Here is a 14,283-nt window from a genome sequence, read left to right on the forward strand (position 1 = left end):
ACAGATTTCCGGCAGCGCAACGGGTTGCCACGGGCGCGCCGCCGTCGGCGCAAACGGTGCGGGGGCGTGCGATGGAATCCCTGAGGCATGCGATGGAAAGCGACGTTCTGATCAGGGTCCGCGAAGCGCTCGCCAGGCGGGCTCCAGGGCCGTTCCACTTCTCCGACGTCTACGGCCCCGGCTGGGACCGGCTCTATGTCGGCGACAAGGTGAAGCTGGGCAACGCCTTTCAGCGCGCCGTCGGCAAGGGACATTTTCCCGGCGTCGTCGACACCGGTCGCAAGACGGGGGGCGGCCGGCTCTATCTTCTGACCGGTGATGAGCGCGCTAGTAGGCGATCTCCGGAAGCATGAGTGCCAGGGACGGGAACAGCCACACCGCCACCAGGGCCAGGAGCTGCAGGATCACGAACGGCACGATGCCGCGGTAGATCTGCATGGTGGTGACGTCCTCCGGGGCGGCGCTCTTGACGTAGAAGAGGGCCATGCCGACCGGCGGCGTCAGGAACGACGTCTGCAGGCAGATCGCGATCAGGATCGCCACCCAGACCGGGTCGAAGCCGAGCCCCACCACCACCGGCACCGTCAGCGGCGCGATGATCAGCACGATCTCCATCCAGTCGAGGACGAAACCCAGCAGGAAGACGACCAGCAGGACCATGCCGAGCACCGCTTGCGGCGGAAACGGCAGGCCGGTGATCGCGCCCTCGATGACGTCGTCGCCGCCATAGCCGCGCAGCACGACGGAAAAGCAGCTGGCGCCGAAGATCAGCGCGAACAGAAAGGCCGTCGTCTTGCCGGTGCCGTGGCAGACCTCCTTCAGGGTCTGCCAATTGAGGCGGCGGTCGGTTGCGGCGAGGATCGTCGCGCCCAGCGCGCCAACGCCGGAGGCCTCGGTGGGCGAGGCGATGCCGAAGAAGATCGAGCCGAGCACCGCCGTCATCAGGAGGATCGGCGGCACCAGCGCCCGCACGAGCTCCAGGACGGGGCTGCCGTCGTCCTCGATCTCCTCGGGTGGCCGCTTCGGTGCCAGGTCTGGCCGCACGGCGCACAGGATGACGATGTAGAGCGCATACATCAGCGCCAGCAACGCTCCCGGCACCACCGCGGCCATGAACAGGTCGCCGACCGAAAGCCGCAGCTGGTCGCCCATGACGATCAGCATGATCGACGGCGGAATCAGGATGCCGAGGGTGCCGGAGGCGGCCACCGCGCCGAGGCTCAGCGGCACGTCGTAACCGGCTCGGCGCAGCGCCGGCAGTGCGACGGTGGCCAGCAGCACCACCGATGCGCCAATGATGCCGGTGGATGCGGCGAGCACCAGCCCGATCAGGACGACCGAGAGCCCGAGTCCGCCGGGAACGCGCCGCAGGACACGCTCCATGGCCACCAGCAGGCGGCCCGCGACTCCGGACCGCTCGAGCATCAGCCCCATGAACACGAACATGGCGATGGGCACGAGGCTGTAGTTCGACAGCGTCCCGAAGATGCGATCCGACGAGAAGCCGATGAAGTTGGTGCCGGCCATCACCTTGATGCCGATCGTCGGCAAAACCTCGCCCAGCACGGCGAAGAGGACGCCGGTGCCGCCCAGCACGAAGGCCACCGGAAATCCGGCGAACAGTCCGCCCGCGAAGACGGCGAACATGAGGGCGACGAAAATGGCCTCTTGGGTCACCGCAGCACCTGTCCGCCGGAGCCTTCCGTGTTGCCGCGCAGCGTCAGCACCGCGCGGCAGATCTGGGCAATGCCCTGCAGTCCGAGCAGGAGGAAGCCGGCGAACATGAGAAACTTGATGACGTAGCGGGCGGGAAGCCCGCTGGGCATGGGCGAGCCTTCGCCGATCGAGAACGAGTAGGCGAAAGTGCCCCATGCGAACCAGCAGATGCCGACGACGAACGGCATCAGCAGCAGAAGGCCGCCGAAGAACTCGAAGAGGGCCTTGCGGCGGGTCGAGAAGCGCGCGTGGAGGACGTCCACGCGAACGTGGGCGTCGTCACGGTAGGCAAAGGCCAGGCAGCCGAGAATCACGACCGCATTGATGTGCCACTGCAGCTCCTCCATCTCCACCAGCCCCAGCCCGAACCCGTAGCGCAAGGCGACGTTGGCGATGATCACCAGCACGAGAACCGGGAGGAGGAGCGAGGCGGCGTGCCCCACGGCACCGGAGATGCGGTCGATGGCTGCGGCGGTGCCGCGGAGCAGGGTGTTCATGGTGCGATGACGATCGTCGCTGGAGCCGGTCCGATGCACAGTCCTTTTCGGTCAGGCGTCGCCACCCGACCGAAAAGGTCCCGCGGCTGGCGTCAGTTGCTGTTGAGGCTGGTCCAGTCGGCGACGCTTGCCCGGTATGCCTCAAGGGAGTCCCAGACGCGCTTGAAGTTTGCGTCCTTGGCGGCCTGTTCATCCATCACTTCGACCGTCTTCTCCCGGAAGGCCTCCAGCAGCTCCGGCGAGAATTCGCGGATCTCCACGCCGTTCTCCTTGAATGATTTCACGGCGGCGGCGTTTTCCGCGAGGGTTGAGGTGACGCCCCACAGCATGGTTTCGCGGCAGGTGAGTTCGATAAGCGTGCGCTGCGCCTCGCTCATGGAATCCCACTTCGCCTTGTTGATGATCAGCTCGTTGATGGCGGCCGGCTGGTGCCAGCCGGGCAGGTAGTAGTTCTTCGCGATGTCGTCGAACCCGATGATGCTGTCGATGGCGGGCATGGAGAATTCCGTGCCGTCGATCACCCCGCGCTCGAGGTTGGGAAAGATGTCGCCGCCCGCCAGGAGCACGACCGAGGCGCCCATCTTCTTCATCACCTCGCCGGCGAGGCCGGCAAAGCGCAGCTTGAGCCCTTCGATGTCGGCCTGGGTCTCGATCGGCTTCTTGTACCAGCCGCCGGCTTCCGCCTCCATCAGACCGCAGGGAACGGTCATCACGCCCTGCTCGGCGTAGATCTCGCGCCAGATATCGAGGCCGCCGCCGTTGTAGATCCAGCCGAGATACTCGAACGCGTCAGGGCCGAACGGCACGCCGCCGAACAGCTGCAGCGCCGGGAACTTGCCGGCGACGTAGAGGGGGGTGGTGTAGCCGGCGTCGAGGGTGCCGCGCTGGACCGCGTCGAAGATCTCCAGCGAGGGAACGAGCTTGCCGGCGCCGTAGAGCTCGATCTCGACCGAGCCGCCGGAGGCCGCGTTGATCGCATCGGAAAAGTGCTGCGCGTCGCGACCGCTGGCGGGGAGCGTGAGCGGCCAGGCGCTCTGCACGCTGAGCGAAACGGAGTCCTGGGCCTGCAGCGGGGCGCCCCAGGTGAATGCCGTCAGTGTCATGGCGGCCAGGCCGGCCACGCGGATAGTACGGATCATGTGTCCCTGTCCTCTGCTCGGTGCGTGTTCCGGCGCTGTCTCCTCACAGCCCCGTCACGATTTTATCCACCACGGTACCCACTATCTCATATCGTAATTTAGCTTTTGACAAGCTCATTTTGTCCGGTAATTTTTCAAAACCCGCTCGGCATGGTGTCTCGGTGGGGCGTGATCGGAGTTGCTGCGGTGCAGGCATTGGAAAACCGGGTGGCCCTCGTCACCGGCGCCGCAGGCGGCATCGGCCGGGCCTGTGCCCTGGTGCTGGCCAAGGCAGGCCTGCGCGTGGCGGTCACCGATGTCGACGTGGCGCCGCTGGACGGTCTCGCGTCCGAAATCCGGGCCACCGGTCGCGACGTGATGGCCTGTCGGCTCGACGTCACCGACGAGGCTTCGGTCGCCTCGGCCTTCGAGCGAGCCGGTGCTGGTCTCGGTCCGGTGGCGGTGCTCATCACCTGTGCGGGGATCATGTCGGAGGGGGGCGGCGCCGCGGCGGACCTCGCCGATATCGCCGTGGACGAGTGGGATCGTATCCAGTCGGTCAACACGCGCGGCACCTTCCTGTGCATCCGTGAGTATTTGCGCCGGCATCGGGAGGCGCCGGTGACCGGCGGGCGCATCGTCACCCTGTCGTCGGCGGCGGCCCAGCTCGGCGGCTATCGCGGCGATCCCTGCTACGTGGCGTCGAAGGCTGCGATCCTGGGGCTGACGAAGATCGCCGCGCGGCAGGCGGCCGCGGCCGGCATCACCGTGAACTGCGTCGCCGCGGGCCCGGTGAGGACCGGGATGTTCGAGCGCGCCATGGATCCGGCCGGCGTGCCCGGACTCCTGGACAAGATCCCGATGGGGCGTATCGGCGAGGCTGCCGATGTCGCCGCTGCCGTAGCCTACCTGGTTGGCGAAGGAGGCGCCTGGGTGACCGGGTCGACCCTCGACGTCAACGGCGGCTACCGGATGCAGTGAGCGGGCAATGTCACGGTTGACGGTTCATGATGAGATCGCCCGACTGGTCGTAGATGCCGATCATCACGTGCATCTGCAGGATCAGCGTGTCCAGGTCGTCGGGATCGGATGCAACCTGCTGGAACAGCCGCAGGAGCACCTTGCGCCGCTGTTCCAGATAGGCGCCGATGATCGCGTCGCCGCGCGCGGAAACCGCGTAGGTCATGTTCTTGCGCGAGTTGCCCCGCTTCTCGATGAGCCCGAGCTGACCGAGCTTCTTCAGCCCATACTGGATGTTCGTCATGTCGTCGCGGTGCAGCAGGCGGCCGATGTCCACCAGACCCTTGTCGGTGCCGTTCATGTGGACCGCATGCAGGATCGACGCCTCGGTGCTGCTGAGGCTGACGTTGGACACGGAGCCAAGGCAGTCGCGGCGCCAGCGCGCGAACGCGGCGCCCAGATGCCAGATCGCATACTCGAACTCGGCGAACTTCGTCTCGTAGTCGCCGCTCGATGCCTTGCCCTCGCCGGTCTGCTTTGGCTGCGCCGTCTTTTTGGCCGTCATTCCGGATTCAACCTTTCAGCATGTCGCGCGAACCAGGTCAGATGACAGCGGAACAAGTCGCAATACCGCAAGAAAGTCAACGCGCTGGCGTCGGCAGCGTCTACGGTCTTCTGCGCGCCCAGGCGGAGCGGTTTCCGGCGAACGACCTGTTCGTCCTGCCCGCAGCGGTGCAGGCGCTCTGGTCCACCGGACGCGCGGGCTGGACCTACGCGGAGACCCTCGACGAGGTCGACACGCTGGCCGCGCGCTACCGCGCCGCCGGCTACGGCCCCGGCCACCGCGTCGCGCTGCTCATGGAGAACCGGCCGGCCCACTTTTTCCACTGGCTGGCGCTGAATGCCATCGGCGTCTGCGCCGTGCCGGTCAATCCGGACTACACCGCCGACGAACTCCGCTACCTGCTGGACCATAGCGACAGCTGCCTCTTCGTCCACCTGCCGTCCCGCGCCGCCCAGGCGGGGGAGGGCGCCGCCGGCCTCGCCGTGCGGCTCGTTGCCAGCGACGCGGCCTCGCTGCCGCCGGCCTCCAGTCCGGCGCGGCATCCGCCGGAGGACGCAACTCAGGCGGAATGCGCGCTCATCTACACCTCCGGCACCACGGGGCGGCCGAAGGGCTGCCTGCTGTCGAACGCCTATTTTCACGGCTGGTCGGAATGGTACTGCGCGCAGGCGGGCCGCATCTCACTGCGCGAGGGGCAGGAGCGGCTGATGACGCCGCTGCCGACCTTCCACGTGAACGCCATGGGCAACTCCTTCATGGGGATGCTCGCCTCGGGCGGCGCGCAGATCATCATCGATCGCTTTCACCCGCGCTCCTGGTGGGAGGTGGCGCGCGAGACCCGGGCAACCTGCTTCCACTATCTCGGCGTCATGCCCGCCATCCTTCTCGCGCTGCCCGAAGCCGAGGGTGAGCGCGACCATGGCCTGCGCTTCGGCATGGGCGGCGGCGTCCATCCCGATCATCACGCGACTTTCGAGGCGCGCTTCGGCGTGCCGCTGCTGGAAGGCTGGGCGATGACGGAGACCGGCGGTGCCGGCATCCTGTGCGCGGCCGAGGAGCCGCGCCACGTCGGCGCGCGGTGCGTCGGCCGGCCCGACCGTCCCGGCCCGCCCCTCGAGATGCGGCTGGTCGGCGATGACGGTTCCGATGTCGCTCCCGGCGCGCCCGGCGAACTGCTGCTGCGCGCCAGCGGCCCCGATCCGCGCCACCGCTTCTTCTCCGGCTATCTCAAGAACGAGGCGGCCACCGAGGAGGTCTGGGCCGGCGGCTGGCTGCATACCGGCGACATCATGCGCCGCGGTGACGATGGCAGCCTGTTCTTCGTCGACCGCAAGAAGAACATCATCCGCCGGTCCGGCGAGAACATCGCCGCCGTCGAGGTCGAGGCGGCCATCGGTACCCATCCGGACGTTGCCCAGGTGGCCGTGGTGGCGGTGCTCGATCCGCTGCGCGGCGAGGAGGTGCTCGCCGTCGTCGTGCCGCGCGCGCCAGGCGACGGCAAGGCGCTGGCCGACAGCATCTTCGCGCACTGCGCCGAGCGCCTCGCCTACTACAAATTGCCAGGCTACGTCGCGTTGCGGGACGCGCTGCCCACCACCTCGACCCAGAAGGTGCGCAAGGCCGATCTCGGTGACCTGGTCGAGACGCTGGCCGACGATCCCGCCTGCCACGATCTGCGCGCCCGCAAGCAGAGCATGCGAAAGGCGGCCCCATGACGCGCCGCCGGCTCGGCTACGACGGCGTCGTTCTCGCCACCCCCGTCACGGTCCCATACGAGCGCTTTTCCACGCGCGGTGCACACTGGTTTCTCGGCCGTGCGATGCGCGCACTTATGCGCACCTCGGGGGTGCCGAAAGCCTGCATCGACGGGTTGTGCGCAACCAGCTTCTCGCTGGCGCCCGACACGGCCGTCGGCGTGACCGAGCATCTCGGCCTGTCGCCGCGCTGGCTCGACTTCGTGCCGCTCGGCGGCGCCAGCGGCATGGTCGCCCTGCGCCGCGCGGCGCGGGCGGTGCAGGTGGGCGACGCTGAGATCGTGGCGTGTGTGGCTGGCGACACCAACCAGACGGACTCGTTCCGCCGCTCGACCGCCGCCTTCAGCCAGTTCGCGCAGGATGCGGTCTACCCGTATGGCTCGGGCGGGCCGAATGCGAGCTTCGCCCTGCTGACCGATCACTACATGCGCCGCTTCGGCGCCCGGCCGGAGGATTTCGGCAAGGTGTGTGTCGCCCAGCGGCAGAACGCGCTGGAGTTTCCCCACGCCATGTTCGGCTCCGCGTTGACGCTCGACCAGTATCTGGACAGCCCGATGGTGGCCGATCCGATCCGGCTCTACGACTGCGTCATGCCCTGCGCCGGGGCCGAGGCGTTCCTGGTCATGCGGGAGGAAACCGCCCGTGAACACGGGTTGCCTCACGTGCACCTGCTCGGCGCCATCGAGCGGCACAACGCGTTCGCCGACGACCCGATCCAGGAACGCGGCGGCTGGGCGGCTGACCGGGACGACCTGTTCGCCCAGGCCGGCATCACCCATGACCAGATCGACTTCTTCGAGGCCTACGACGACTATCCGGTGATCATCTTCCTGCAGCTGGAAGACCTCGGCTTCTGCGGCAAGGGCGAGGCCCGGGACTTCGTTCAGGACAACGACCTGACCAACGCCGGCTCGTTCCCCGTCAACACGTCCGGCGGCCAGTTGTCCGTCGGCCAGGCGGGGGCCGCCGGCGGCTACCTCGGCCTTGTCGAAGCGATCCGGCAACTGAGCGGGCAGGCGCTCGGCGGGCAGGTGAGGGACGCTCGGTACGGGCTCGTCAGCGGGTTCGGGATGATCAACTACGATCGCGGTCTTTCGACTGGCGCGGCGGTGCTGGCGGCATGACCATGAGCGACCGCGAGACCGCACCCAGGCGCCGCAATCCGGTTCTTCCGCCGAAACGGCCGACGCTGCCGCCGGTGGCGCGCAGCCGCCATGCCCTCGGGCTGAGCGCGGCCGCCGCCGTCGGCGACTTCGCCCTGCAGGTGTGCCGCGACTGCGGCGCGGTGCAGTATCCGCCGCGTGAGGCCTGTCGCGTCTGCCTGTCCGATCGGCTCGACTGGCGGCCGGACGACGGCGGCGGCGCCCTGCTGGCCACCACCATCGTGCGCCGCCCCTACGAGCTCTACTTTCGCGATCAGCCGCCGTTCCGGACGGGCCTCGTCCGCCTCGACTGCGGCGTCAGCGTCGTCGCCTTTCTCCATGGAGCCTGCCCGGAGGTCCCGGGCAGGGTTCGCGTGCGTGCGTATCTCGACAGGGCGGGACGGGCCGTGCTCGTCGCCCTTCCCGAACAGGACGTTCCCGACATGACCCCCGATTTGACCAATGACCCGCTGCTGAAGGTGTTCGGCAATTCGCCGAAGGGACGCAACGTGCTGGTCACCGACGGCCGCTCGGAGATCGGTCAGGCGATGGCGCTGGCGGCGGCGAAGGCCGGGGCGGAGACCGTCTGGGTCGGCGTGACCGAGCCCTGGAAGGCGCCGCAGGGCTTCCAGACGCTGGAGGCGAACCCAGGGGTCACCGTCCTGCCGCTCGACGTCACCGAAGTGCAGTCGGTCGATACCCTCGCCGGACAGATCGGCGGCAAGGTCGATATCCTGATCAACACGGCCGAGTTCCACCGGACGCACTCGGCCCTGTCGCGGCGCGGCGTGGAGACGGCGCGGGCGGAGATGGAGGTGAACTATCTGGGTCTGCTGCGGCTTGCCCAGGCCTTCGGCCCCGCCATGTGTTCCCGGGCGGCGGAGAAGCCAAAAAACGCGGTGGCGTGGGTCAACATCCTGTCGGTCTTCGCGCTCGCCAACTACCCGCAGCAGGGGACCTTTTCCGCGTCAAAGGCGGCGGCCCTGTCGCTCGCCCAATGCCTGCGTTCGGAGTTCCGCTCCGCCGGCCTGCGCGTCCTCAACGTGTTTCCGGGCCCTGTCGACGAAGACTGGAACCAGCTGGAGCTGCCGCCGAAGCTGGCGCCCGAAAAGCTCGCCGCGGCGATCGTGCGGGCCCTGGAGGACGGGATCGAGGATCTCTACCCCGACCCGGTTGCCCGCGACTGGCACGACCGCTGGCGAGCCGATCCGAAGGTCCTCGAAATGGAGCTGACGGCATGACCGCGCCTGCGGACGGCTCCCTCGCAACGCTCGTCGCGGATCTGGCGTCCGGCCGCGTCGCGGTCGTCGACCTGACCCACACCCTGTCTCCCGATTTCCCGCAGATCGCGTTGCCGCCGGAGTTCGGCCAGTGCGCGCCGTTCCGCATCGAGGAGATCTCGCGCTATGACGAGCGCGGGGCGTCCTGGTACTGGAACAACTTCTCCTGCGGCGAGCACACCGGCACCCACTTCGACGCGCCGATCCACTGGGTGTCCGGCCGCAATCTGCCCGACAACACCACCGACACCATCCCGGCCCAGAGTTTCGTCGGCCCGGTCTGCGTCATCGACTGCGTGGCGGAATCGGACGCCGACGCGGACTTCCTGCTGACCGTCGATTTCGTGAAGCGGTGGGAGGAGAGCCACGGCCCGATCCCGCCACGCGCCTGGGTGCTGATGCGCACCGACTGGTCGAAGCGTACCGATCCGGCGGCCTTCCAGAACTACGACGCGGTCGGCCAGCACACGCCGGGCCCGGATCCGGAGTGTGTGCGGTTTCTCGTCGACGAGCGCGACATCGTCGGCTTCGGCACCGAGACCATCGGCACGGATGCGGGCCAGGCGGCGCACCTGAAGCCGCCCTATCCGGCGCACTTCTACCTGCACGGCGCCAACCGCTACGGGCTGCAGTGCCTCAGGAACCTCGACCAGCTGCCGCCCACCGGGGCGGTGCTGATCTGCCCGCCGCTGAAGATCCGCAAGGGCAGCGGCAGTCCGCTGCGGGTCCTGGCGCTGGTGCCCGCCGGCGCCGGATGAAGCGGCGGGGAAGCCGTCGGCCGGCCTTGGTCCCCCGCTCGCACGGGACGGTCGTTTCCGACCTTGGCGCACCAGCGCCCGATCCCTGTCAGTCCGCGCGCGCGCTGGCGGCGCTCTTTCCGACGATGTAGCCGAAGGTCAGCGCCGGGCCGAGGGTGATGCCGGCGCCGGGATAGGACCCGGCCATGATCGAGTTCATGTCGTTGCCGCAGGCGTAGAGCCCCGGTATGGGCCCGCCGTCGGTCGACAGAACCCGGCCCTGCGGGTCGGTGGCGAGACCCATGGTCGTGCCGATGTCGCCGGGAAACAGCTGGATGGCATGATAGGGAGCCTGGTCGAGCGGCCGCAGGCACGGGTTCGGCTGGTTGTCGGGATCGCCCAGATAGGCCTGGTAGGCGGTCGAACCCTTGCCGAATTCGGCGTCGGTTCCGGTGGCGGCGTCGCGGTTGAACCGTCCGATCGTCTCCGCGAAGGCCGTCTCCGGCACGCCGATCGCCCGGGCGAGGGCTTCCGGCGTGCGTGCGGTCTTCAGGTAGCCGGAGCGGACGTGCGCCTTGAACGGCGCTGGAAACGGCCGCACCGCACCGAGACCGTAGCGTCTGAGCGCGCGGTGATCGCAGATCAGCCAGACGGTCTTGAGGTCGCCCGCGATCATCGCCGAGACGAAGTCGTGGTACGACACCGCCTCGCTGGTGAACCGCTTTCCCTCCGGCGTCACCGCGATCACGCCGGGCTTGGCGCGGTCGAGGAACAGGTGCGGGAACGGGCGGGGCGCCGCCGTCCCCGGGATAAGGGAGACGGGCGCCCAGAAGCCCGCATTCTTGTTGGCAGTCTCGAACCTGGCGCCGATCGCCTGGGCCGCAGCGATGGCGCTGCCGGTGGCGGGCTCCGGCGACATGGAGTAGTGCGCCGAGCCGTTCGCCACGTGTGGCATGACCTCCTGGCGCAGGCGTGCGTTGGCCGGAAAGCCGCCGGTGGCCAGCACGACGCCGACCCGCGCGCTGACCTGGCGCCCGTCGCCAAGGACCGCGCCGACGACGCGGCCGTCCTGCTTGCACAGCCGCTCCAGCGGACTGGAGGTGAAGATCGGAATGCCCGCGTCGATCGCCGAGGCGGCCATCCGCCCGGCGATCGCCTGCCCGAGCACCAGCCGCGTGCCGCGGTCGTAGGACAGCCGGTCGCGCAGGTGGCGCGCCAGCAGCCGTGCCGCATGGAGCGCCGACTTCGGGCTTCGGGTCATCTTCATGAAGTGGCCGATGTCGAAGCGGTTCAGCATCATGCCGCCGAAGACGGTGAACTCGGGGATCGGCCGCTTGAGGCGCGCGAACTCCGGCCCGAGCTCGTCCCCGTCGAACGTCAGGGCGTCGAGCACGCGCCCGCCCATGGCGGCACCAGGCTGGTCCGAATGATAGTCGGGCGAATAGGCCCGGTGCTCGAACTGGAGCTGCGTGTTGGCCTCCATGAACGACACCATCTCCGGGCCTGCGCCGAGGAAGGCTTCCACGAGGTCCACGTTGAGAAGATTGCCGGTTTCGCCGGCGATGTAGCGCAGCGCCTCTTCCCGGCTGTCTTCCATGCCGGCTTCGCGCATCTTCGGATTGTCGGGAATCCAGATCGCGCCGCCGGAGACCGCCGTCGATCCACCGAAATGGCTGTCCTTCTCGAAGATCGCCACCGACAGGCCGGCGTGCTGTGCGGTCAGCGCAGCCGCCATGCCGGCGGCGCCGGAGCCGAAGACGATCAGGTCGTAGGTGGGGTCGGGCTGACTGGCAGGGGATGTCACAGCGAGGCCTCCTCGCGCGGATAGCGGCCCATGCCCCAGCCGCCGTCGATGCGCAGTGTCTCGCCGGTGATGAAGCCGGCCTCGTCGCTGGCCAGGAAGGCGATGGCGCGGGCCACGTCCTCGGGCTTGCCGACACGGCGCAGCGGCGACTGTTCGATGAAGATCTGGTGCCGCCATCGCTCCGTCCGGATCCGCTCGGCGGTGAGTGGCGTCTCGATCAGGCCCGGCGCCACTGCGTTCACGCGGATGCCGCAGGGGCCGTAGTCGGTTGCCAGCTGGCGGGTGAGCGAGGCGACGGCGCCCTTGGAGGCCGAATAGCCGGGGCTCTTGGTCGCCCCGATCTCGGCGAAGATCGACGCCACGTTGACGATCGCCCCGCCGGTGGTCCGCATTCGCTCGACCGCGAGACGGGAGAGCCGGAACAGCGAGACCACGTTGATCTCGAAGAACCGCCGCAGCGTTTCGTCGTCGGTCCGCTCGATGAAGTCGCCGCCGCCCACGCCGGCGTTGTTCACGAGCACGTCGAGGCCCAGACCGCGGTCGTCGAGGAAGCCGGAAACGGACGCCTCGATGCCGGCATCGGTCACGTCCTGGACGAGGGTGAGCACGTCTCCGGCGGCATCGCCGGCGAGACGCGCCAGACCGTCGCCGTCCCGGTCGATCGCCACGACGCGCGCCCCGCGTTCGGCCAGCAGCAGGGCGGTCGCCCGGCCGATGCCGGACGCGGCGCCGGTCACCAGCGCAGTCTTGTCTTGCACGGTCATTGGGTTTTCAGATTCCGAGTGAGCCGCCAAGGGATCGCCCGCCGTCGACGAGGAGCACCTGGCCGGTGACGAAGCGGGCCTTGTCGGAAGCGAGGAAGCCGACGGCCTCGGCGATGTCCTCCGGCGTGCCCAGGGTGCCGCCGGGCTGCATGGACCGGAGGGCGTCGAGATTGGTGTCGGAGCGGGCGCGCAGCATCTCCGTCTCGATCACGCCCGGCGCGACCGCGTTGACCGTGATGCCGCGGTCCGCAAGCTCCAGCGCGAGGGACCTGGTGAAGCCGGCAACGGCCGCCTTCGACGCGGCGTAGTGGATGTACTGCTTGGCGCCCAGCATGGCGCGCGAGGCGATGTTGACGATCGCGCCACCCGGCTGCATGCGCCCGGCGGCGAGCTGGCAGAGCCGGAACATGGCGACGAGGTTGACCTCGTACATGCGGCGGAAGTCGTCGGCGGTCAGCGCGTCGAACGGCTTCACGTCGAAGATGCCGGCGTTGTTGACGAGGCGGCGGATCGTGGGCGTGCCCTCGACCAGCGCGGCCACGGCAGCATCGTCGGTGATGTCGACCACCGCTGGTTCGGCGCTGCCGCCGGCGTCGCGGACCACCGCAGCCGTCTCCTGCGCACGCTCGGCCGACAGGTCAACGACGACCACATGGTCGCCGTGCCGTGCCAGGCACTGGCAGATGGCGCGGCCGATGCCGGCGCCGCCGCCGGTGACGATCGAAAGGGGGGCGTCGGTCATGGAGGGGCTCGCAGTAGGGGAGGGGGCGGCGCGCCGCCCCCTCGGGATGACGATCAGTTGCCGAAGCTCGCGAGATCGAGCTTGCCGTAGATGTCGGTGCGGATGAGCTCGGCCACGGCTTCCGGATCGGTCCGGTCGATCTTGGAGAGCTTCTCCTTCCAGGCCTTCTGGGAGGCGAGGAAGGCATCGATCACCGCGCTCGGATCCTTGATGCCGCGGGTCTCGACCGACTTCTCCGGCAGATCCCCGATGAAGTTCGACTGGAACGTCTCCAGTGCCTTGGACAACTCCGGCGACGGCTCGATGATCTCCAGTCCGCGCTCGCGCGAGCCCTTGATGGCGGCGTCCACGTCCGCGGCATAGGTGACCTGGCCGCGGGCAATTCCGACGGCCATGTGGTCGAGCAGCGTCTGGCGCCGCTCTTCAGAGAGGCCCTGCCAGAAACTCGGGTTCATGACGTAGGTGGCGCCCATCACGACGCCCATCGGCAGCGTGGTGACGCTCTTGGCCACTTCCCAGAACTTGTTGCCCTTATCGAGATTGGTCGGGTCGGACATGGTGCAGTCGAGCGAGCCGCGGCTCAGGCCCGAATAGACGTCTCCGATCGGCACGGAGACGGGGACGCCGCCCAGGCTTTCGACCCATTGGGTCTGGGCGCCACCGGCGGTGCGGATCTTCTTGCCCTTGGCGTCTTCCGGCACACGGATCGGCTGCATGCAGATGAAGTTGTAAACCGGCGTGGCGTAACCGCCGATGAAGATGCCGCCGTTCTCGTTCCATTCGCCATGGACCGCCTCGTTCTCGATCCCGATTTCGGTGTAGGCCAGCGCCGCGGCGAGCGCGTCGTCGGAGGTGAAGACGAGGTCGTTGAGGACGTTGTTGAGCGGCAGTTCCGATGGCGAGTAGCCGGGATAGACGATGCCGAGCTGGGCGACGTTGTCGCGGATACCCTGCATGGTCGACTTGGCCGGCACCAGCGAGCCGCTCGAGTAGACTTCGAAGGCGATGTCGCCGTTGGTGTCCTTGGCGATGTCCTCGGCGAAGCGCTGATAGGGCTGCTCGTTGATGATGTGCACCGGCGTGAGCCAGTTGGTGGCGATGAAGGTCTCCGCCGCCGCCGGGGCGATGGTCAGGCTGGTCAGGGCCAGCCCTGTGAGAAGTCGTTTCATTTCAAATCCTCCCTTTGTTTTTTCCGCCGGTTCCC

14 protein-coding genes are annotated in these 14,283 nt (G+C 68.4%); 6 read left to right on the forward strand and 8 right to left on the reverse strand.

From position 1 onward, the window contains the following. Window positions 1-71 precede the first annotated feature (71 nt). Window positions 72-353: a DUF1413 domain-containing protein gene (locus ACSSVZ_RS01285; protein WP_453967782.1), complete on the forward strand. Its 282-nt coding sequence runs from the start codon at window positions 72-74 to the stop codon at window positions 351-353. Here the strand turns inward: ACSSVZ_RS01285 and ACSSVZ_RS01290 are convergent. From ACSSVZ_RS01290 to ACSSVZ_RS01300, 3 genes are all read right to left on the reverse strand, one after another. After that, on the reverse strand, window positions 328-1,677 hold the full coding sequence (locus ACSSVZ_RS01290) for a TRAP transporter large permease (RefSeq protein ID WP_453967783.1): 1,350 nt from the start codon (window positions 1,675-1,677) through the stop codon (window positions 328-330). The genes ACSSVZ_RS01285 and ACSSVZ_RS01290 overlap by 26 nt on opposite strands. Beyond that, a complete protein-coding gene (locus tag ACSSVZ_RS01295; protein ID WP_453967784.1) occupies window positions 1,674-2,213 on the reverse strand; it encodes a TRAP transporter small permease subunit in 540 nt (179 codons plus the stop codon). The genes ACSSVZ_RS01290 and ACSSVZ_RS01295 overlap by 4 nt, the downstream gene beginning before the upstream one ends. A 92-nt stretch (window positions 2,214-2,305) precedes the next feature. Then, entirely contained in the window at window positions 2,306-3,352 is a 1,047-nt protein-coding gene (locus ACSSVZ_RS01300) for a TRAP transporter substrate-binding protein (RefSeq protein ID WP_453967785.1), read from the reverse strand. Between the two features lie 186 nt (window positions 3,353-3,538). Here ACSSVZ_RS01300 and ACSSVZ_RS01305 point away from each other — a divergent pair, with 186 nt between their 5' ends. Continuing rightward, the gene (locus ACSSVZ_RS01305; protein ID WP_453967786.1) at window positions 3,539-4,312 is read left to right on the forward strand and encodes an SDR family NAD(P)-dependent oxidoreductase; all 774 of its coding nucleotides are present in this window, start codon (window positions 3,539-3,541) and stop codon (window positions 4,310-4,312) included. Between the two features lie 10 nt (window positions 4,313-4,322). Here ACSSVZ_RS01305 and ACSSVZ_RS01310 read toward each other — a convergent pair whose 3' ends face one another. Further along, window positions 4,323-4,856: a winged helix DNA-binding protein gene (locus tag ACSSVZ_RS01310; RefSeq protein ID WP_453967787.1), complete on the reverse strand. Its 534-nt coding sequence runs from the start codon at window positions 4,854-4,856 to the stop codon at window positions 4,323-4,325. A 41-nt stretch (window positions 4,857-4,897) separates the two neighbouring features. Here ACSSVZ_RS01310 and ACSSVZ_RS01315 point away from each other — a divergent pair, with 41 nt between their 5' ends. Genes ACSSVZ_RS01315 through ACSSVZ_RS01330 form a run of 4 tightly spaced genes read left to right on the forward strand, consistent with a single transcriptional unit; the run spans window position 4,898 to window position 9,790 of the window. Continuing rightward, on the forward strand, window positions 4,898-6,571 hold the full coding sequence (locus ACSSVZ_RS01315) for an AMP-binding protein (protein ID WP_453967788.1): 1,674 nt from the start codon (window positions 4,898-4,900) through the stop codon (window positions 6,569-6,571). Further along, window positions 6,568-7,734, forward strand: coding sequence for a thiolase family protein (locus tag ACSSVZ_RS01320; protein WP_453967789.1), 1,167 nt, complete (start codon window positions 6,568-6,570; stop codon window positions 7,732-7,734). Before ACSSVZ_RS01315 ends, ACSSVZ_RS01320 begins: the two co-directional genes overlap by 4 nt. Next, a complete protein-coding gene (locus tag ACSSVZ_RS01325) occupies window positions 7,731-8,993 on the forward strand; it encodes an SDR family NAD(P)-dependent oxidoreductase (RefSeq protein WP_453967790.1) in 1,263 nt (420 codons plus the stop codon). Before ACSSVZ_RS01320 ends, ACSSVZ_RS01325 begins: the two co-directional genes overlap by 4 nt. Next, on the forward strand, window positions 8,990-9,790 hold the full coding sequence (locus ACSSVZ_RS01330) for a cyclase family protein (RefSeq protein WP_453967791.1): 801 nt from the start codon (window positions 8,990-8,992) through the stop codon (window positions 9,788-9,790). Before ACSSVZ_RS01325 ends, ACSSVZ_RS01330 begins: the two co-directional genes overlap by 4 nt. 88 nt (window positions 9,791-9,878) lie before the next feature. Here the strand turns inward: ACSSVZ_RS01330 and ACSSVZ_RS01335 are convergent, their stop codons facing one another. From ACSSVZ_RS01335 to ACSSVZ_RS01350, 4 genes are read right to left on the reverse strand one after another with little or no spacing between them, the layout of a single operon-like run. Next, a complete protein-coding gene (locus ACSSVZ_RS01335) occupies window positions 9,879-11,573 on the reverse strand; it encodes an FAD-dependent oxidoreductase (RefSeq protein ID WP_453967792.1) in 1,695 nt (564 codons plus the stop codon). Beyond that, window positions 11,570-12,337: an SDR family NAD(P)-dependent oxidoreductase gene (locus ACSSVZ_RS01340; RefSeq protein WP_453967793.1), complete on the reverse strand. Its 768-nt coding sequence runs from the start codon at window positions 12,335-12,337 to the stop codon at window positions 11,570-11,572. Before ACSSVZ_RS01340 ends, ACSSVZ_RS01335 begins: the two co-directional genes overlap by 4 nt. 7 nt (window positions 12,338-12,344) lie before the next feature. Then, window positions 12,345-13,079 carry an SDR family NAD(P)-dependent oxidoreductase gene (locus tag ACSSVZ_RS01345; protein WP_453967794.1) on the reverse strand — a complete coding sequence of 245 codons (735 nt, stop codon included), beginning with the start codon at window positions 13,077-13,079 and terminating at the stop codon, window positions 12,345-12,347. Between the two features lie 53 nt (window positions 13,080-13,132). Continuing rightward, a complete protein-coding gene (locus ACSSVZ_RS01350; RefSeq protein WP_453967795.1) occupies window positions 13,133-14,248 on the reverse strand; it encodes a C4-dicarboxylate TRAP transporter substrate-binding protein in 1,116 nt (371 codons plus the stop codon). Between the last annotated feature and the right edge of the window lie 35 nt (window positions 14,249-14,283).

Source organism: Amorphus sp. MBR-141 (assembly GCF_053628695.1).

Excerpts from the sequence above, each read along its gene's own strand:
- ACSSVZ_RS01285 (WP_453967782.1), top strand. The coding sequence starts at position 72 with ATGGAATCCCTGAGGCATGCGATGGAAAGCGACGTTCTGATCAGGGTC.
- ACSSVZ_RS01295 (WP_453967784.1), bottom strand. The coding sequence starts at position 2,213 with ATGAACACCCTGCTCCGCGGCACCGCCGCAGCCATCGACCGCATCTCC.
- ACSSVZ_RS01300 (WP_453967785.1), bottom strand. The coding sequence starts at position 3,352 with ATGATCCGTACTATCCGCGTGGCCGGCCTGGCCGCCATGACACTGACG.
- ACSSVZ_RS01310 (WP_453967787.1), bottom strand. The coding sequence starts at position 4,856 with ATGACGGCCAAAAAGACGGCGCAGCCAAAGCAGACCGGCGAGGGCAAG.
- ACSSVZ_RS01315 (WP_453967788.1), top strand. The coding sequence starts at position 4,898 with ATGACAGCGGAACAAGTCGCAATACCGCAAGAAAGTCAACGCGCTGGC.
- ACSSVZ_RS01320 (WP_453967789.1), top strand. The coding sequence starts at position 6,568 with ATGACGCGCCGCCGGCTCGGCTACGACGGCGTCGTTCTCGCCACCCCC.
- ACSSVZ_RS01325 (WP_453967790.1), top strand. The coding sequence starts at position 7,731 with ATGACCATGAGCGACCGCGAGACCGCACCCAGGCGCCGCAATCCGGTT.
- ACSSVZ_RS01330 (WP_453967791.1), top strand. The coding sequence starts at position 8,990 with ATGACCGCGCCTGCGGACGGCTCCCTCGCAACGCTCGTCGCGGATCTG.
- ACSSVZ_RS01340 (WP_453967793.1), bottom strand. The coding sequence starts at position 12,337 with ATGACCGTGCAAGACAAGACTGCGCTGGTGACCGGCGCCGCGTCCGGC.
- ACSSVZ_RS01345 (WP_453967794.1), bottom strand. The coding sequence starts at position 13,079 with ATGACCGACGCCCCCCTTTCGATCGTCACCGGCGGCGGCGCCGGCATC.
- ACSSVZ_RS01350 (WP_453967795.1), bottom strand. The coding sequence starts at position 14,248 with ATGAAACGACTTCTCACAGGGCTGGCCCTGACCAGCCTGACCATCGCC.